Here is a 19,233-nt window from a genome sequence, read left to right as displayed (position 1 = left end):
ATAACCAATTATTAGAAATTGACGCTTCCTCCCTTTTTAAGAGCGACCGGCTTTTTCTATGAAAGCTTCTAATCATCTCAATTTCTTATTTTAGCAAAAAAACAGGATAAATAAAGAGTTTTTTATTTTTGTTGGCTCAAAAAGGGTTTCAGCAAGTGAATGGCAAAGAAAAAAGCAGGCTGCTTGAGCCTGCTTTAGCGGTAAAGGGGAGTCATAGATTCCCGTGATGAAGTTTTCTTTATTCGACCGTTGCGACCGTCTGAACTTCCGCTTTCCGGTTTTTTCTGGCTTTGGTGTAGAACATCACAATGATGATGCCGGTAAGTACCAGACCGATGATGAAGGACAGGTTCAGATCCAGATTAAAACCGATTTTCTGGTTGAGTATATAGACGAATACCATATAGGTGATGAAAATCGCTGGCGCAAGTGACACCAGGTAGTTCTTGCCTTGAATGTAGAGATACATGGTGGCGATCCATAAGGCAATCGCTGCCGTCGCCTGGTTGGCCCAGGAAAAATAACGCCACAGCAGATTGAAATCGACTTGCGTCAGGACCGCTGAAATGATGAAAAGCGGTATGGCGATGAGCAGGCGTTTCATCAGTTTCGTTTGATCGATCTTGATGTAATCCGCAATGATCGAACGCGCAGCGCGGAAGGCCGTATCGCCAGAAGTGATCGGCAATACGATGGCGCCGAGAACGGCAATCGTACCGCCTACAGCACCAAGAAGCGTCATGGACACCTCGTTGACAACCGCTGACGGCGTTCCGGAATTGATCAGCCCGCTTAGCGTTTGACCGTCAAAAATACTCATCGCGGCGGCGGCCCAGATCATAGCGATGATGGCTTCTGCAATCATCATGCCGTAAAAGATATAGCGGCCCTGGGATTCTTTTTCAACCGTCCGGGAAATGATCGGTGACTGTGTCGCGTGGAATCCGGATAACGCTCCGCAAGTGATCGTAAAGAACAGGATCGGAAAGATCGGCAACTCGCCGGGATGCATGTTCGTAAAGTTCAGTTCCGGTATTTTGTACTCAGAGAACAATAGTGCAACGCCGACACCGATTGTTCCGATCAACAATACCGCACCAAAATATGGATAAAGCCGGCCGATGATTTTGTCGATCGGCAAGATTGTCGACAGGAAATAATAGATGAAGATGAACACGATGATGATGCCGACTGCAAGTTTGCCATCCAGTAAGATCGACAGCAGCGATGCCGGTGTCGTGACAAATACCGTACCGACTAATAACAGCAGCAACAAAGCGAAAACGTTGACGATGTGCCGCGAAGCAGCCCCCAGGAATTTGCCGGCAAGCTCCGGAATATGCGCACCTTTGTTGCGGATGGATATCATACCGGTCAAGTAATCGTGTACGGCTCCGGCAAAGATCGAGCCGATGACGATCCACAGAAATGCCACGGGGCCGTATAACGCACCCATGATGGGACCGAAAATCGGCCCCGTACCGGCAATGTTCAATAATTGGATCAGCGCGTTCTTATGCTTGTTCATCGGAACAAAATCCACACCGTCCGCATTCGCGTAAGCCGGCGTCTTTCTCGCTTCGACCGGATCGAACAGTTTTTCGATAAATTTACCGTATGTAAAATATGCCACCACCAAAATGACGATGGAAATCAAAAATGTAAACATGGTGCACCCCTATTCTATGTTGTAAACGCTTTCTCGATATAACAAAAAATGTTCCTTCTTTTTTATACCTCCCCCTTTATATCTCCATATCAAGATTCTTCTTTCTGGAACTAGAAGTATATTTTATATTAGTATTTTAATTTAAAATAGTCAATCTTTTTTGGGAAATACAAGAAAACCATTTCCAACTACGTGTCCCGATAAATGATCCGCTCGTTTCAACTGAAAAAAACGCCTTCCGGCTTACGGAAGGCGTTTCAGGTTTATTTCAGGAATTCCAATATCCCTTCCATCAGTCCTTCTGCCAGGGGCAAATCAGGATTGCCGTAGCTTGCCAGATTTTCCGTTGGATCGGTAGAGGTATTTTTCAGCACATGATTCATGTTGTCGACGATCAGCAATTCAGCCTGATCATGCGCTTTCTCCAGCAGCTCTGCATCACCGATAGGCACCTGCAGGTCAGTGGTCCCGCCAACGACCAGGACCGGCAGGTCGAGCTTTTTCAGTTCATCCTGGGGATCATACGCCATCCAGGAAATCAGGTAAGGCTGGACCGAAGGCCGGAAGATGCTGGCGAGCTCCGGACTGACCTGTTCGACCAGACGCCCTTTCTTGAGCTCACTTAAAATGCTGTGCGCTTCATCCAGCAGATTTTTAGGCAACTGCTCCTTTAACTGTTCCATCAGGACTTCATCAGCGGGGCGCCCTGGACCTGCCAATGAAACAAACGATGCTGCCTGCTGTTGTTCTGCCGCAATCATGCCGATCAAAGATCCTTCGCTGTGTCCGATAACCCCTACAGAGGAAAATCCTTCCTGTGATTGGGCATAGCCGATCCACGCGGAAGCATCTTTGATATAATCTTCAAACCGCAGAGCTTCCTCTTCCACCATCAAGCCACTATTATCCCCAATCCCGCGCTTATCATAGCGGATTGTGGCGATTCCATCTGCAGCGAGTGCCTCAGCAACCATCTTCAAACTATTGTTTTTTCCGACAGTAATCAGGGAGTTGCCGTTTTTATCGGTGGGTCCGGACCCTGACAGCAACAGCATGACGGGAAACGGCCCCTCGCCTTCAGGTGTCAGTATAAGGGCTGTCATGCCCCCTCCCTCCACTTCTATCTCTGCGCGTGTTCCTGCTTCTTCCTCAGCTGCAGCCGTTCTGGAAAGTTCAAACGGAAAAGATTGTCCTTGCTGTGTAAATGTGCCGGCAATGGTGTCTTGCGAAAGCTCCCCATCAAAGACCAGCAATTGATTTTGAATACTCATTTCAAAGTGAATATCCGGATCGATAAAGTCAAAGTTTGAAAGGGGGAAACCTTGAATCCCCTGTACAGGAATTGAAATCGCTCCAGTGGCCCCGTCAAACTCGACGGCGATCGGCAATGCCTGACCCGGCACTTGAATCGCCCCTTCCCAATTCCCAATGAGTTCATCCATCTGTACACGCTCCTCTTGGTCCTCTTGCTGGCTGCAGGCCTGTAAAATCAGAAAAAGGACTGCCCATACTGAATATAAAATGACCGATTTCTTCATCCTCTTCCCCTTTCTTCTATACATCCATTTATACTTCTATTATCCTCGCAGAGAGAACATCCTTCAATCTTTTCAGCAAAAGAAAAAAGTACAGGGTGAATACCCTGTACTTTCATCATTCATCAATTGCTTATTTTTTATTCGGCAGGATGGTGAATCCTGTTGCCGAAAGCGTATGGAGCAATAATTCATGCATCAACTTATAGCCTTCATCATTCGGATGAATGGAATCAAGCCAGATGGATGGGTTTTTCCCCATCGCATCAGTTTTGGAAACGATGACCCCTTTTTCGCCGATTGCTGTATTCCAAAGACGGAATAGCAAGTTGGTGAAGCCAAAATACTGCACATCCTTTTTCATGGAATTATACAGATTGTTCTGGACGATAATGACTTGGTCATTGGCCTGTCGAAGATATGCATATATTTGAAGCAGGTTTTGGCGGTAAGTCCGTTTCAGAATGGCGAACTGCCGAATTAATCCTTTTGCTCCGCCGTCTCGGAATCCGCGGAGCAAGTCATTTCCGCCGATATTCAACAGGACCAGGTCCGCCTGTTCGAGCGGTTTATGCCAGGAGCCTGTCCGCATTTTTTGGACGAGCCCGCTGCTGGTCAATCCATTGATGCCGAGATTGGTGATGCGGCTTGATGGGAAGGTTTCTTTCAAATAATTGGCGATGCCGCCTTTGGTGCCATAGCCGTAAGCCACAGAATCACCTAGTATGACGATATTTTCTATATCAAGTGGGGTTTTAATTTTTTTCGAAGCGAGAAAAGGTGCTCTTCCAAAAAGGGCACCGGATCGAATCTTAACCAATCTGCTGCACGTCCCTTCTTGCTGATTTTCTCTCTTATTTTAACATATTTCGGCACTCGACCTATTGAATAAGCCTCAGGCAACGTCGTTTTTTTTACATTTTGAACTGTAGGCATTATCATAAAAAACAAGGCTGTTTTTTCAATATTTCATTTAGTATATACATAAGGAGGAACTCCAATGGATATGGTTTACTTAATCGCAGGAATCGTGCTGATTGTCCTGTGCATCATCGATTTCACGTGGACCACGTTATGGATCGATGGTGGAGCGGGACCGGTTACAGACCGCTTGTCATCATTGGTCTGGAGAACGGTCAAAGCAATCGCGGGAGACCACTCGAAAGCATTGAGTTTAGCAGGTCCTTTTGTTTTGAGTGCCACGCTGGCCATGTGGATTTTCATGTTATGGAGCGGCTGGACACTCATTTTCGCCGGATTGGCGGATTCAATCTCGCCTTCCAGCGGAACCGACCCGATCTCCTGGTTCGACCGCGTCTATTTTGCCGGCTATTTGATCTTTACGCTGGGCAACGGTGATTTCAGTCCGAAAGAAGGAGTTTGGCAAATCGCTTCTGTTCTTGCTACCGGCACGGGCATGCTGTTCATCACCTTGGGCGTCACTTACTTAATCTCTATCTTGAGTGCAGTTACGATGAAGCGATCTTTCGCTTCCAGTATCCATGGTGTGGGTGAAACCGCTGAGGAACTGGTCGAAAGCGCATGGAATGGAGACGACTTCCACGATTTCGATTTATTGCTGGATACTTATTCGGAGCAATTGGGCTCTTTGACTACTCAGCATATTGCTTATCCTGTGTTGCATTATTATCATGCAGTGAGCAAAAAATCTGCCATGCCGACAGCCGTTGCGATTCTGGACGAAACGCTGAGCCTCATTAAATTCAGTATACCTGCCGAACACCACCCCAACAGGCTGCTTTTGAAAAATGCGCGCTCCAGCGTCCAGCAATATTTGGAAACGCTCAATAAATCCTTTTATCGTCCATCGGAACACAATCCATCTCTTCCTGATTTTGAGTTTCTTCGCCAGTCAGGAATTCCATTGATGCCGGAAAAAGATTATCTACAAGCTTATGAAGAGCTGCAGCAACGCCGCAGCAAATTATTGGGTGTTATTGAAGCAGATGAACGGGCATGGCCAACCCGGTAAAATGGGTATTCAAAAAAGGAGTGGTTTTGTTGATTAAAGACTGGCTGACCAATTCAAGACATACAGTGGTTTTTACCGGTGCCGGCATGTCGACGGAGAGCGGGCTTCCTGACTTCCGCTCGGCAAATCAGGGCTTATGGCAGCAAAAAGACCCCAGCCAGGTTGCCAGTGTCGAAGCGCTGAATAGGAATGTTGACGAATTTATCGATTTCTACCGGAAGCGTGTGCTTGGTGTAAAGGAATACCGTCCGCACAACGGCCACCGCATTCTAGCGGAATGGGAAAGGCAGGGCCGGATCCAGTCGGTGATCACCCAGAACGTCGACGGCTTCCATCAACAGGCCGGCAGCAAAAATGTGGCAGAACTGCACGGCACGCTGCAGAAGGTCCATTGCCAATCGTGTGGAACCTCCTACAACAGCGAAGCGTTTCTCGACGGTTCATACCGCTGCAATTGCGGCGGCATTTTGCGCCCCTCCGTCGTGCTGTTCGGGGAAATGCTGCCGGAACAGCCATTCGAGTCGGCGTTTGACGAAGCAAGCCGTGCAGAATTATTCATCGTTCTCGGGTCTTCCTTGTCCGTGACACCAGCCAATCAGTTCCCGCTCATCGCCAAGGAACACGGTGCGAAACTGGTCATCGTCAATCAGGAAGCCACGCCGCTTGATGATTATGCCGACCTGGTGATCAATCATCGTCAAATCGGTGAGGTATTAATGGAATGGCATCAGGATTAACCATATCCAACTTAAGCAATAGAGATTGACTAGATGACAAAGCGGTTGGAACCTTAGGGTTTCAGCCGCTTATTTATTTTCAGGAAAATTTGTGTGCCTGTTCTCCGTCGCCTCATTCTTCAGGTCAGCAAGGCCATTTTTTGTTTTATTGCCAGCTTCATTGCTATAATTACCGTAATGACAGAAGGTTTGTTTAATAGAAAGGGGCAGTTCTGTGATTCATTCCATTCCACTCGATTCAAAGCACCTTCATTCTTCCTTTAACCGGGACTATAACCCGATTCTAACCGTCGATTCAGGCGATACCATCCAGTTGAAGACCATCGATATCCAATGGGGCTATTCGGCAGCCGAAACTGAAGCACGGACGATTTTCACGTCGCGTGAAAACGAAGAAAAGCTAGCACATCCAATCATTGGCCCGATTGCCGTTGCAGGTGCGAAACCCGGCATGGTGCTTGAAGTGCGCACCAATAAACTCATCCCAGGCTGGTACGGCCGCAATTGGGCAGGCGGTCTCCCGGCTTGGCAAAATGACAAGTTGGGCATCTCAGACAGCGGACGGCTGCAGGTGGATTGGAGGCTCGATGCCGCACGGATGACGGGCAGCTGTAAACTCGCCGGGCAGGAATTCAAAGTCGGTTTGTCCCCTTTCTTAGGGTTGATGGGCGTAGCGCCAAAGGAAGCGGGAACTTTTCCGACAAAACCACCTGCGTATTTCGGAGGCAATATCGACTGCAAGGAATTGGTGCCGGGAAGCAGCTTATTTCTGCCTATATCTGTGGAGGGTGCGTTGTTTTCACTGGGAGATGGCCACGCCCTTCAAGGTGATGGGGAAAGTTCCGGAACTGCAATTGAATGCCCGATGGATCTCGCGGATATCACGCTGATTCTCCATAAAGACAGGACATTATCGATGCCGCGTGCAAACACACCCGCCGGATGGATTACATTCGGATTCAATGAAGACCTGAACGAAGCTGCAGCTGTCGCTTTAGCTGAAATGATTTCGTTTATGCAACAGCTCTATAGCATTTCACGGACAGAAGCGACTGCCTTATCGAGTGTCGCAGTCGATCTGCATGTCACCCAAGTCGTCAATGGGGTCAAAGGCGTTCATGCAATTTTACCTCATGGCGTTCTTCGCTGATTGTTCTTTCTGAAACTTTTTATGGAGATTCTCGTAAATAGAGAAAGAGGTGATGGAAATGCACAGAAAAAAACCGTTTATCTGTTTTTTGACGCTGCTGGTTCTCATGCTGTTTCCCTTGCAGGCATTGGCCGTCGAGTTCTCGATTTCTGAAGTTGTTATCGATGCACAGGTGAACACAGACGGCACCGTGGATGTGGTGGAACATCACACATATGAATTTGAAGATGACTTCAACGGCATCACACGGGAAATCGCTCCGAAAGAAGGAAGCTCGATCCAAAAGTTCAGCGGTTATGAAAACGGCCAGGAATTGGAAGTCGAACGGGAAGGCGATCTGTACAAGGTCTTCCGTGCGGGCGAAGATGAAACCGTAACCATCGAATTGCACTACGAAATCCAGGATGCTGTGGACAAATTCGAAGACGGCGCCGAATTCTACTGGCCGTTCTTCGATGACCGCAACGAAAGTGATTACGGACAAATGACCATTACGGTCACCCCTCCCGCTCCTTCCGAAGAAACGGATTTTGTCGGCTATGATGAAGCCTATCAAACAGGCAGCCTGCAGGACGATGGAGCGGTCCGCTTCGATATGGGTCGCGTGCCGGAAGGATCTAACGGAGATGTCCGTGTCATCTTTGACGCTCAGCTCTTCCCCGCCCTTCCCGAGCAGGATGGATCTATCCGCGGGGAATTGGCAGATGAAAAAGAACGTTTGGAAGATGAGGCCATCGCTTTTGCGGCAAGACGGGACACCGGCTCTCTCATCGGCAATGGACTGATTCCGGGGGCCGGGGCTTTGCTGCTTGCACTTGCCGCCTGGGGGTGGAACCGTGCGCGCAGAACCAAACAGCAAGCAAAACCAAGTACAAGCGCCTTCTTCGTGCCCAAACAGAAAATGAGTATTCCGGCGACCTTGTATTTCACCAAATCCTCCATCTTGACGCCTGCCGTAACAGCAGCCGCCTTAATGGAACTGGTGCGCAAAAAGAATGTAGAGCAATTGTCGGAAGAACACTTCCGGCTGATCGATCGCCATGCGGAACATGCGCATGAGGCGACATTGATCGACTTATTATTCGATAAAGTCGGGGATGGCGAAACTTTTGCAACCAAGGATCTTGAAACCTATACCAATAACGAACTGAACCACTCTTCCTATAACGAATCGATCACGGCCTGGCAGCAGGGCGTCGTCGAAGAAGTGAAGCAACATGACCTATACGGCAAGCACCCGTTGCTGCGCTGGACCGTGGGACTGATCGGGCTTGCCTTATTTGCAGCAAGCATCTTTTTCGGGGTAATGGATCTATTGCCGTTGATGTTCTTTTCTCTCTTCATTGGAATCGGTTTTGTCGCTTTTTGCTTCTACTCCCCGATTACCCGTGATGGCCACGAGATACGGGAAGAATGGAAACAACTGCGTACTGCCATGGAAAATCTGGATGCTTCAGACTGGGAAAACTTGACGCAGGATGAAAAAATGCGTGCCTATGCCTACGTTTTGGGAACGGACGAAAAATCGGCCAATCCGAAAACGCAGAGCTTCACCAATGCCTACAGTGAATCTGTTTTTGCAGAGTTTGGCGTGTTCTACAATCCAGTCCTCTTGACGGGTATTTTCATCGCTGCGAATTCCAGCACCAGTGCTTCAGCCAGCGGGACAGGCTCTATGCCTGCAGGCGGTGGAGTCGGAGGCGGCGGTGGCGGTTCCGGAGCTTTTTAATTCAATTGATGAAACGGCTGTGATTTTTCTCAGCCGTTTTTGTTTTGTCCTGTGTTTCTTAGGGAAGTAGAAGGAAGACGCTATTTTATGCATATGGAGGAATATTTGATGATTACAACCCACTCAGCTTTATTGACGAAAGAAGATTTTTCAGTACGGACAGACTTGCCTGAATGGTTGCTGGCCGAATACAAAACCTTTCACGAAACCGTAACGGATAAGACTTTTCCATGTTATTTCGGGATGAGCGGCGAACTGAAGGGAGAATTGCGCTACGCTTATATCACCCAAGACGACTGGAGCAACTTGCCTGCCGCCGTTGAATCATTTTTGACGCTATTCAATGATCCGAAACACAAGCGGCATGGATTGTTTGTTTTTGTTGAACCATTCAAGGAAGAAGGTTCACTGGAAACCTACCGCCAGCAATTCTGGGATATTCTCCAATACCTGCATGATGAAGATGAAATGGAATGGCCGGAAGAAGCACCACGCGACCCGGACCATTATCTATGGGATTTCACTTTCCAGGGAGAGCCGATCTTCATCTTCGGCAATACACCGGCTTATAAACAACGGAAAACCCGGGACCTCGGCAACGCAATGGTTTTAGGATTCCAGCCCCGCCGCATCTTTGAAGGATTAAAAGGAACCGAAAAAGGCGGCGTCATGTCACGCGATAAAGTGCGGCAGCGTGTAGAGGCATGGGATCATTTGCCGACACACCCGGATATCAGCCATTTCGGAGACCCTGAACATAACGAATGGAAGCAATTTTTCATCGGCGACGACAGTGAACCGATACAGGGGAAGTGTCCCTTTACGCATAAAGAAATGAAATAATAAGCAACTCCATCCATTTATGCAGAACAGAATGAAAGAAATGAACCCGTATCTCGGACTTTGCCGTGGGTTTTTACTCACTGAAAAAAGCTGTACCGGCATCTTTGCCAGTACAGCTTTTTAATTATGGGTTAATCTCCGTTCCTTTCAGGGTAAGACTATAATGGATGCAGAAAATGAATCCTGCATTCCGTACAGTTTCATCACCTATCCGTGAACAGTAGTCTTGCGCTCATAAAGAAGAACTTCCCGGTTTACATGAAAGGCTTCATCTTGATCGAGCGTCAAGATATCAAAAAGTCTTTTCACGGCTTCCTGACCGAGATTAGCCAGGCTATCGGCTGAACCGACAGAAGTCAGTCCGAATGCTGAATGCTGACCGATTTCTGAATTTCCGATACCGATGATGCTGATGTCTTCCGGAATCCGATATCCGTCTTCCTGATAGAAATCCAACAGCTGGATGGCAATTTCATCGGTAGCCGCCACAATAGCCGTCGGTTTTTTCTTCAAACTCTGCAGATCCTGATAAACTGCATAGAGAGAAGATTTATCGGTATCGGTAATCACCAATCGTTTTTTGCGTATTTTGCTTTTCGCTTCCTGAAGCGCATGAATGAAGCCTAAAAACCGGTCTTTATAGGTGGAGCTATTTAAAGGTCCCCCCACCCAAGCCACTTCCTGATGATCGGCGGTAAGCAGGTGGCTGGCCGCAAGATATCCGGCTTCGATATTGTCCAGGCCAATTGAGTGTTGGCTATCAGGATGGTTCGAATTCAACAGGATGAATGGGATATTTGATTCAACCAGTCTCTTATGGCTTACATCATCAAGGAGTACGGAAGCCAAAATAATGCCATCGGTTTTGCTGGACAAAACGGCGTCATAAGTCTCCAACTCATTCTCTTTTGTAACAAAATGAACGTTTACTTGATAGCCCCGTTCTTTTGCATAGTTGATAATAGCTGGAGCAGCACCGATGAAAATCGGGTCATCCAATGGTCCGGCAATCAGGCTGATTGATTTGGTTTTTTCGATGATTGGAACTGCCTCTTCATTCCCATCCAGCGAATAATTCAAGTCAGTTACAGCAGCCATCACTTTATCATAAGTTTCCTTTTTCACTTGATCGGGTTTATTCAACACACGTGAAACCGTGGTCTGCGAAACACCTGCATGCTTAGCAACATCCGTAGTGGATACCAAATCCATCACCCTGCTTCCTATTTTTTTGAACAGCATTCATACAGTCATTCAGTTTGTGATATTCATTTTAAATTCACATACTTATTCACTATACCACGCAGGAGCAAACTCTACACTCTTTTATTATAATGAATGAATGTTTATTTCACAGAATAAAATATATACCCATTCGACTAACCGAAAGGAATGAATAATAAATATGAATACCACCGACTACCTTAAGCGATTCAAAGCTTCACCCGTACAGGAGCATTACCTGCAGAACTTGGCTGAGCTGCAGTCTTTGCATATGCAGAATATCCCTTTTGAAAATTTGGATGTTATCCGCCGGACGCCGATCTATTTAAATATCAATAGCATTTACGACAAAATCGTCAATCAACACCGCGGCGGCTATTGCTACGAAATAAATGGTTTGTTCCATTGGCTGCTGAATGAATTGGGATTTGATGCAAAACTGATTTCCGCTACTGTACAAAAACCCGACGGTACATGGTCGAAAGCCGATACCCATGCAGCGATTCTCGTTGAGCTCGATACCCTCTATCTGGTCGATGCTGGATTCGGGGATTCCACCATCAGCCCAATTCCGCTCGGCGGTGAACGGCATACAGACCATAGCGGCACTTACCGTGTTGAACACGTTGATGAAGTCTACTACGACTTGATTCGTGAAACCGAAGATACGGAGAAAACACTATACCGATTTTCCATAGAAGCAAAACAGCTGGCTGATTTTCACGAAGGCTGTGTCTTCAACCAGGTTTCACAGGAGTCTCCTTTTACCCATGATGACCTAGTTACACGGGCTACTGAAAATGGCCGGGTGACGTTATCAGGCAGTCAGCTGACGCGTTCTGAAAATGGGAAAAAGGAAAAGACAGAATTGTCGGCTGCAGAAAAACAAAGTGTATTGAAGGAAGAATTCGGCATTGATTTGGATGTGCTTGAAAAACAGCACCAATAACAGCCTCTACTATGAATGGATCAGAAAACCCCGCTCATATTTGAGCGGGGTTTTCACTATTATTCGAAAGCTTCGGGATATACTGTTTTCGCTACCAGCTCGACAGCATCTCCGATTCTTGGTCCCGGACGGGAAGTGATATCGGAGTCCAGGAAAAACACCTGATCGTTTTGGATTGCTTCGATATCTTTCCAACCTTCGCGGCTTTTAATTTCGCCGATTGGGTCATCAATATAAGAGACTGTGGTCGCAATGATTTTCGGATTTCGTTTGATGACTTCTTCTTCAGAAATCTGCGGCCATCCTACCAAATCGCCAAACAGGTTGTCGACATTGGCGTGATTCAGTATTTCCTGCTGAAAAGTCTTCTGGCCTGTTGTATAGATTTCCGGTGAAGGGCTGATTTCGAAATACAGCTGTTTTTTCTCTTCCACGCTTGCTACTTTTCCCTGTACGCCTTCAATTTGCTGCTGAATGGCCTCGATCACTTCTTCGCCTTTGTCTTCCAAGCCCATTACAGTTGAAATTTGCTCGATGTCTCCGTAAACGTCGTCGAAGGATTCCGCTGATTCGATGACAAATACCTGTATGCCGGCTGCTTCCAATTCGTCGTAGCCGGTCGGTCCACCTGTCGAATAACCGATGACCACATCCGGTTCCAGTTCAATGATGCGTTCGGCATTGAAAGCCACCGAATCGGAAACACGTTCCACTTCGGCTGCCTCAGCCGGGTAGTTGTCGTAATCTGTCGCACCGACCACTTTGTCTCCAGCTCCGATTTCATAGAGGATTTCAGTATTGCTGGGAATCAATGACACGACAGTAGCAGGAACTTCTTCAAAAGTCAGCTCCTTGTCCAGGTCATCCGTCACGGTATAACTTGCCTGTTCTTCAACTTCAGCTGCTGCATCCGAATCAGCTGTTTGGGATGTGTCTGACTGGCAGGCGCCGAGCGTTAATGCCACTGCTCCGATGGATAGGTACTTGAATAGGGAAATTTTCATTGTTAGTTGGCCACTTCTTTCTTTTTGGTTTTTTTGGTTGGATAGGACTTGCTGACAAACGGAATTTCTTCCACGCCGTGGTGTTGATTGACATAAACAGCCATGGTAAAGAATACGTTCGCCAAAAGATTGGCGTAATTGAAAAGGATTTCCGGAACTTCACGTTCCAAGCTTACTTTATGCAAGGCGCGGACAGATTTTTTCGCCTCACTACGGCATCCATGCAGGACACAAGCACCTATAGTCCCTTGAGGCAAAACGAAGTGGTCGATTTTGTCCCTTGTACAGTTGACATAATAATCATACATGTTACTTAACTCGATCAAATCTTCATCCCGGATAGCCAGTTTCCCTCGGACTGAGCCATTCAAATGATAGGCCATCGGCTGGAGAATCTGCAGGTCGCGCTGAACTGCAGCTACATCTTTTGTCAGCGCCAGGGCTTCCCCGATATGTGTGGTCAATGAATCTGTTCTGATTTCAAAGTCCACTGTAGAGGCGGATTCCCGCATGAATGGATAACATAGGTAACGCATGTCTTTCTTCATCATTTCACCTCACTTTTGTCTGGTGAAAATCACTGCATTGAACGCTCTCATTAAACAGCAAAAAGCCGCCCTCAAAAAGAGGGCGGCGCCATAGCTATTCAGAGACATACTCCAGCAGTCAAAAATAGAAACGTTGCCGTATGATTCCCTTATCTTCCGAAGAGTAAAAATACGTTCAAAAAAAGGTAGGTCTCCTGGCTTGTGCATCGATTTACTCTAAGAACCTTCCCGTCCCGATGACTAGTCATCGGAACAGTGGCATTTTCTTATTTCATACGCACTTACAGTTGCGGAAACAGCCCCGGAATCTAACCGGGTTCCCTGTTATGCTGACGAATCAGCACCTTTTTTCTGCATGATTATTCACTTGTTTTCAGTGTAGCATATTCCATTCGCCTATAGACAGCTAAAAAAATCTATTGTTCCTGGTTTGTCAGCAATTTCACTTTTCTCGGTTCTGCAAAAACAATCCGTTTATGCCACCTTAAATAAGGCGCATGCTCCGGGGAGACCGGAACTTTCATGCTCTTACGCAATCTAAATACCGGATAGTCTTCTTCGGGAATCCGGCTCGAAATATGGAGCCTTCCCCCACCGGTGAAGGCAATATAACCTGCTGAGTACAAGGCGGCGTGATTAGCGCAAAGCAGAATGCCATTGAACGGATCCAATCGCTCTGAATCCGAACTGTCCTTCCACGGCTTCGCATGGGTCGCTTTTAAAACCTCTTCGACCCCGATGCCGCAAAGCGGACATTCGCCGTTCCATTGCGGCAGCAAACTTTCCCGAAATTGTTCTTTGCCTCTGCGCATTTTAGTTTTGATTTCAAGTTCCGCTTCGGCAATCAGCCCCAGCAATGGATTGTGCTCCGTTTTTTTGATCACTTCCATCGATAATTCCAACTGTTCCACTTCAATTGTAAAAATGTTCAACGAGCTGATCAGCTCCAGAAACTTCATCGCCAGTTCTTCATTGCAGGGATACAGATAGCCTGAATTGCCGCTGGCATCTTCCTGGAACGCGGAATACTTCACCGGCAATAAAGGCTCGATCTCCGCAAAGAATTCCTTCACTGACAAGGGCTTATCCAGTTCGCGATAGACAGTGTGTGCCACGAACGCGTCTTCATGTCCATTCTGCTGCTCATCCGGATTTTTCGGCTTCGTGCCTTTATGGCAATCTTCCCGTACTCGGCTGATGGCCATAAAGGAGCCTTTTACATAATGAAACACAATATCGCCTTTTTTCAATTCCTGCATCCGGTTCCACGAATGCGGCACCATGCCGGATTTGTCGATCTGCGGCGTCCAAAGAACCCCCGCATTGCGTTCTGCCTGATAAGTCTCTCCTTGCATAACAATAAAACTATTCATGAATTGCCTCCTAATGATGGTGATGCTTAAATTCATTCGTTCTTATGTAGTAGAGCAGATTATTCGAATCCAAACGCTTATCTCTAGTTTAACCCAAAACAAGAGACTTTGCCTGAGAAAAAGAAAAGCGGAAACGGCCGTTCAGCTCCGAAAGGCATAAGACGCGCTGACGAAGCGGCGTTTTTTGCCGCATAGTCAGTGTGGCTTATGACCCGAGGAGTTGGCCGTTGGAGCTGGACAAAAAGAAAAGCGGAAACGGCCGTTCACCCCCGAAAGGCATAAGACGCGCTGACGAAACAGCTTCCCCGTACGCTTCATATCTTCTCAGCCATTTCACTTTTCCTCGGAGCAGTGGCTTTATACCACTGCCAGCAAAAGATGACGATGATGACCAAATCGATGAAGTCCCCACCATAATACATGATCATGCCTCCTGCTTCGGCTTGCTCTCTTGGCACACCGTCAGGCGGATAGGCGTAGATGAGTTTTGAAAGGATTTTATGAGCCGCCAACGACACGATCAAAACAACGGAACGGAACAAATAACCCAGGCGATGGCTTGTGACATCGATATAGAGGATAGAAGCAGTGAACAGGTAGCCTGCTAGAAATACATGCAGATGGATAAGGCCGTAAGCAATCAGCGACCGGTGCATAAGCTCATATAAATCCGTCATGTACAGCATATACAACCCGCCGGTATTGAGGATCCATGCGGTAATCGGGTTGCTCAACAAATGAAACAGCTGGCTCTTTAAAATTGAAGTAACCTTTCTTGCTGCAGAAATCGGCAGGGACCGCAACAGCAGAGTCATAGGCATGGCCAGCAATAATAGTAGAGGTGCCAGCATGCCAAGCAGCAGATGTGTCCACATATGTCCAGTGAAATCATCATGCGCTATATCCGCCAATGGCCCTGTAAAGACGGCTGCGATGCAAAAAACACCGAGGCTCCATAAAAAATAGCGATGGAGCGGCCACGCTTTTAAGCGCAAGCTCGTCAAAGCTGCTGCAAGTGGGTACAGCAAAAATGCCAAGAACAGCAAGATGACGACTAGTGTCTCCATAGACGCTAATCCCGTCTGCAGATTGTGCTCCATCTGGATTCCTCCCGTCTTTTATGTTAATTGGAAAGCCCATTGTCCATTGAGCCAGGTTTCCTCCTTATCCCCCTCTACCCAATTTTCCATGCTTCTATGTTTAAGGTCTCGCTTTCACTAAAAAAAGACAGCCGCTTTTGAGAAAAGACGGCTGTCCGGTTCTATAAGTTTTTCACTCTACACATTCACGGATTCCTTTTCCTCGGTTTCTGAAAAAGCGGTAACCTGATTTCTTCCATGGTGCTTGGATTGGTAAAGTGCCTGGTCGGCTTCGCCAATCAGCTGATCCAGCGTTTTGTGGTAGGAATTCAAGGATATTCCCATAGATACAGTCAGCTTGCCTTCAGGTTGCAGCTCTTCACCTTCAAAATGATACTGTTCGATCCGTTCCCGAACCCTTTCAGCGATTTCCAGTGCTTCCGCATCATCTAGAGGATCGGTGATACAAAAGATGAATTCTTCACCGCCATAACGGGCGATATAATCTTTTTTTCGTGTATGGTCCCGCAGCAGCTGGCCAATCGACCGGAGCACAGCATCCCCTTTTTGGTGGCCATGCGTGTCGTTATAGGTTTTGAAGTAATCGACATCGATCATTACAATAGCCACTGGGACATATTGCGCCACCAGCATTTGAACTTTATTTCGGAAATAGCGGATATTGGGCAATTGTGTCATCGGATCCTGATTCGAATAAAATTCAAGTTCCTTGCGGACGAGGATGTGATGATTTTCCCCATTTGCGATCAATCCCATGGCCAATACAGCAACCATCGAAAAGAACATCATCGATAGTGTTATAAAAATCGTTGCCGGTGTAGTTACCAGCATCGTTATCGATTTAAGGACTTCGAATACAAGCAATCCCAGAACCATTCTCTTGATATCCAGCAAGGCAAAAAACTTATTGACGGTCTTCTTATCGCGGAACAAGCTGCCGATGATGACCGGCAACACCACTGTCTGCAATACACCTTCTATTGCGGTTGGACCACCTAGCGAATAGCGGTAGAACGACGGGAACACAGCAGACAGAATCCCTACTTTCCACCCTCCCACATAGGAGATGAAATAAAGCGGTACTTCCCGCAGGTCAAGCCTCATCCCTTCGTGGATATAAGGGTTGTACATGACTGAAAACGTTAAAAATCCGATGAACACTACACTCAACACCAATAAAAATGTTGATTCGGTTAAATCGGGGAATAATAATTCCTTAGCTTTTAAAGCCAGGTATAGCAGCGCGATGATCAACGCCATATTTTCAAGAAAGAAAAAAAGCAACGAATCCATTTATCCAACTCCCCGTAAAAACATTCTTTATTAGTTTACAATCATTGCGTCTAAAAATACAGATAAACTACAATATTTTACATACCTCTAGTATATAAACATAAGATATCGTCTTATTTCCACATTTCTCGCTTCATTTCCTAAAAAGCGGCAAAGGGTTCTATAGCCACCGACTTTACTGGTGGTAATAGAACCCTTTGCCGCTCTATGACCTAGAGCAGTTTCGACATATACAATTCGTTGGCATAGCTGTCGTTAATCCATATAGAATCCCGCTTGATCCCTTCTACTTGAAACCCCATTTTTTCATATAGTGCAATGGCAGCTTTATTATGCTCGAGAACGGTAAGTTCAATGCGGTGAAGCGCCTTTTCTTTGGCCCATTGCTCCAACGCCAGAAACAGCTCGGTGCCTCTGCCTTTTCCCCGCTCGTTTTGCCTAATGCCCAGCGCCACATAAACGGAATGCCGTTTCCGTTTGACTCCTTCGCCCATCGCAAACAAATAGCCTGTCAACTCCGACTCTTCTTCTGCCACCAGCACGATTGACTCATCCCCTGCAGCACCAAGGCGTTTCTTCAGCTGTTCGGCAGTGGTTTTTCGTTCTCCCGGCTCAAACAGCATCAAATTCGATTCTTCCACATGCTTCATGAGTGTGGTTAACTGAGCCGCATCTGCTGGAACTGCTTTTCTAATCATCATGCTCATCCTCCTGGCATTTCATTTGTCTACTAAAGTAGTGGAGATCAAACGATTTCCGGTTCGGCCACTTGCTCTTTCTTCGATTTTCTGACAAACAGGCCCGTGTAAACAAGGAGCGTTCCGATCATCAACAGGACGCCGATATAGACAGACATCATTGTCGGAATCAGGAATGCACCAATGATGATGGTGGAGCGGGCCAATAGATCCGCGCCGCTGAATGAAACATTGGAGAAAGCGGAATACGAACCCCGCTTGTCTTCGGGTATCATATTCGCCATCTCTGCATTGCGCACCGGCGAATATACGAGTTCGCCGATTGTCCCGATAAAGTTGAACAGGAGCAGCAGGTACCAGCTGTTCGCTGATGTAATCGTGACATAGCCAATGCTGTAAAGCAACAATCCGGTCAAGAGGACATGCTGTTTGGAAAATCGGTCCGTGAATTTATTGACCATAAATGTCATACAGACGACCAGTAGCATGTTTTGGATATTCAAGAGGCTCAGCATCCGGACTCCGGCAACCTCGAAATCCCCGATGGTGAAAGAATCGAAGCTCTCGGCAAGCCGGACGCCGATATAGCTGTTCAAGGAAAATTCCGCTGAAAAAATGAACATGGAACCGATCACCACTTTCACAAACGGCCGGTCCTGGAAAGCAACTTTGTAGTTTTGCAGCAGATCGATCACCACATTCTGATGCTGTTTTTTCAAGCTTTGGACGCGTTCGTCCTTCAGCCAAATCTGATAAGCAATCGGCAAGCTGGCAGCTGTTACTGTCAATAGAATAAACAATTCAATCTGATGATTCAGATACAATAAGCCACCGAGTGCTGCACCGATGGCCATCGACAGGTTGATCATCCAATAATCGATGGCATAGATCGCTTTACGGTTTTCCGGAGTTGTCGAATCGATGATGATGGCATGCATCGCCGGTCTGCCCAAACTGCTGGTGACGATAAACATGACGTAGGCGAGCGCAAACAGGCGAATCCATTTTTCATCCGGCAACAAACTGATCGCCATCAACAGGAACATGACAGCGCTCAGAGAAGAGGTCATCACCAACACTCTTTTTCGCGGGAAGCGATCAGAAATATAGCCGCCGATCATGTTGACAAAGAAACCGATGAAAACGGTGATGATCAAAAAAGAACCTGCCCAGACCTTGCTCATCTCCTGGGCAAAAAACAATGCCATAAATGGCATGACGGCTGAAGCGACAGCCCGGTTAAAGAATGAAGTAATCAAACGCACTTTAATATTTTGTGGATAGTCCTTCCATTTCATCTTGTCAACCTCCTTTGTCTTATGTATATTAAACTAGACGAAAGATACTAAAAATAGACAATTTTATAAATCATGTCCACTTTTACAAGG

At 46.9% G+C, this 19,233-nt stretch carries 17 protein-coding genes and 1 riboswitch; of the genes, 6 read left to right on the top strand and 11 right to left on the bottom strand.

The window, feature by feature from the left end:
* Positions 1–238: 238 nt before the first annotated feature.
* The 3 genes from ACRC6Q_RS09095 to ACRC6Q_RS09085 form a co-directional block, all read right to left on the bottom strand.
* Positions 239–1,669, bottom strand: coding sequence for a carbon starvation CstA family protein (locus tag ACRC6Q_RS09095; RefSeq protein ID WP_223638745.1), 1,431 nt, complete (start codon positions 1,667–1,669; stop codon positions 239–241).
* Between the two features lie 263 nt (positions 1,670–1,932).
* Complete coding sequence (locus ACRC6Q_RS09090) at positions 1,933–3,207, bottom strand: alpha/beta hydrolase (RefSeq protein WP_431466359.1); 1,275 nt, start codon at positions 3,205–3,207, stop codon at positions 1,933–1,935.
* 130 nt (positions 3,208–3,337) lie between these two features.
* Positions 3,338–4,024, bottom strand: a complete 687-nt coding sequence (locus ACRC6Q_RS09085; protein ID WP_431466358.1) for a GDSL-type esterase/lipase family protein — start codon at positions 4,022–4,024, stop codon at positions 3,338–3,340.
* A gap of 180 nt (positions 4,025–4,204) precedes the next feature.
* On the opposite strand from ACRC6Q_RS09085, the gene ACRC6Q_RS09080 reads away from it, so the two are divergent.
* The 5 genes from ACRC6Q_RS09080 to ACRC6Q_RS09060 all read left to right on the top strand — a co-directional run bounded on the left by ACRC6Q_RS09080 (position 4,205) and on the right by ACRC6Q_RS09060 (position 9,656).
* A complete protein-coding gene (locus ACRC6Q_RS09080; RefSeq protein ID WP_431466357.1) occupies positions 4,205–5,197 on the top strand; it encodes an ion channel in 993 nt (330 codons plus the stop codon).
* Positions 5,198–5,226: 29 nt separating this feature from the next.
* Complete coding sequence (locus tag ACRC6Q_RS09075; RefSeq protein ID WP_223639339.1) at positions 5,227–5,934, top strand: NAD-dependent protein deacylase; 708 nt, start codon at positions 5,227–5,229, stop codon at positions 5,932–5,934.
* Positions 5,935–6,148: 214 nt separating this feature from the next.
* A complete protein-coding gene (locus ACRC6Q_RS09070; protein WP_223638732.1) occupies positions 6,149–7,084 on the top strand; it encodes an acetamidase/formamidase family protein in 936 nt (311 codons plus the stop codon).
* 58 nt (positions 7,085–7,142) lie between these two features.
* Positions 7,143–8,813, top strand: coding sequence for a DUF2207 domain-containing protein (locus ACRC6Q_RS09065; RefSeq protein WP_431466356.1), 1,671 nt, complete (start codon positions 7,143–7,145; stop codon positions 8,811–8,813).
* Positions 8,814–8,921: 108 nt separating this feature from the next.
* Positions 8,922–9,656 carry a YqcI/YcgG family protein gene (locus ACRC6Q_RS09060; protein WP_223638726.1) on the top strand — a complete coding sequence of 245 codons (735 nt, stop codon included), beginning with the start codon at positions 8,922–8,924 and terminating at the stop codon, positions 9,654–9,656.
* 207 nt (positions 9,657–9,863) lie between these two features.
* On the opposite strand, the gene ACRC6Q_RS09055 is transcribed toward ACRC6Q_RS09060, so the two are convergent.
* Entirely contained in the window at positions 9,864–10,868 is a 1,005-nt protein-coding gene (locus tag ACRC6Q_RS09055) for a LacI family DNA-binding transcriptional regulator (protein ID WP_431466355.1), read from the bottom strand.
* A 193-nt stretch (positions 10,869–11,061) separates the two neighbouring features.
* Here ACRC6Q_RS09055 and ACRC6Q_RS09050 point away from each other — a divergent pair, with 193 nt between their 5' ends.
* Positions 11,062–11,829 (top strand): arylamine N-acetyltransferase family protein, encoded by a 768-nt coding sequence (locus ACRC6Q_RS09050; protein WP_223638720.1) that lies wholly within the window; start codon positions 11,062–11,064, stop codon positions 11,827–11,829.
* Positions 11,830–11,888: 59 nt separating this feature from the next.
* Here ACRC6Q_RS09050 and ACRC6Q_RS09045 read toward each other — a convergent pair whose 3' ends face one another.
* From ACRC6Q_RS09045 to ACRC6Q_RS09015, 7 genes are all read right to left on the bottom strand, one after another.
* Complete coding sequence (locus ACRC6Q_RS09045; protein WP_431466354.1) at positions 11,889–12,833, bottom strand: ABC transporter substrate-binding protein; 945 nt, start codon at positions 12,831–12,833, stop codon at positions 11,889–11,891.
* Between the two features lie 2 nt (positions 12,834–12,835).
* Positions 12,836–13,381 carry an ATP:cob(I)alamin adenosyltransferase gene (locus tag ACRC6Q_RS09040; RefSeq protein WP_431466353.1) on the bottom strand — a complete coding sequence of 182 codons (546 nt, stop codon included), beginning with the start codon at positions 13,379–13,381 and terminating at the stop codon, positions 12,836–12,838.
* Between the two features lie 167 nt (positions 13,382–13,548).
* Positions 13,549–13,745, bottom strand: a riboswitch (cobalamin riboswitch).
* 52 nt (positions 13,746–13,797) lie between these two features.
* The gene (locus ACRC6Q_RS09035) at positions 13,798–14,754 is read right to left on the bottom strand and encodes an HNH endonuclease (RefSeq protein WP_431466352.1); all 957 of its coding nucleotides are present in this window, start codon (positions 14,752–14,754) and stop codon (positions 13,798–13,800) included.
* 314 nt (positions 14,755–15,068) lie between these two features.
* Positions 15,069–15,854, bottom strand: a complete 786-nt coding sequence (locus tag ACRC6Q_RS09030) for a cytochrome c oxidase assembly protein (RefSeq protein WP_431466351.1) — start codon at positions 15,852–15,854, stop codon at positions 15,069–15,071.
* A gap of 177 nt (positions 15,855–16,031) precedes the next feature.
* On the bottom strand, positions 16,032–17,147 hold the full coding sequence (locus tag ACRC6Q_RS09025) for a GGDEF domain-containing protein (RefSeq protein ID WP_431466350.1): 1,116 nt from the start codon (positions 17,145–17,147) through the stop codon (positions 16,032–16,034).
* A 212-nt stretch (positions 17,148–17,359) separates the two neighbouring features.
* Positions 17,360–17,848, bottom strand: a complete 489-nt coding sequence (locus ACRC6Q_RS09020) for a GNAT family N-acetyltransferase (RefSeq protein ID WP_223638664.1) — start codon at positions 17,846–17,848, stop codon at positions 17,360–17,362.
* 44 nt (positions 17,849–17,892) lie between these two features.
* Positions 17,893–19,143, bottom strand: coding sequence for an MDR family MFS transporter (locus tag ACRC6Q_RS09015; protein ID WP_431466349.1), 1,251 nt, complete (start codon positions 19,141–19,143; stop codon positions 17,893–17,895).
* Positions 19,144–19,233: the final 90 nt, after the last annotated feature.

Source organism: Planococcus sp. SE5232 (assembly GCF_050686535.1).
Taxonomy (GTDB): domain Bacteria; phylum Bacillota; class Bacilli; order Bacillales_A; family Planococcaceae; genus Planococcus.
Note: the sequence above shows the minus strand (reverse complement) of the source record. Positions and strands in the feature narration are given on the sequence as shown.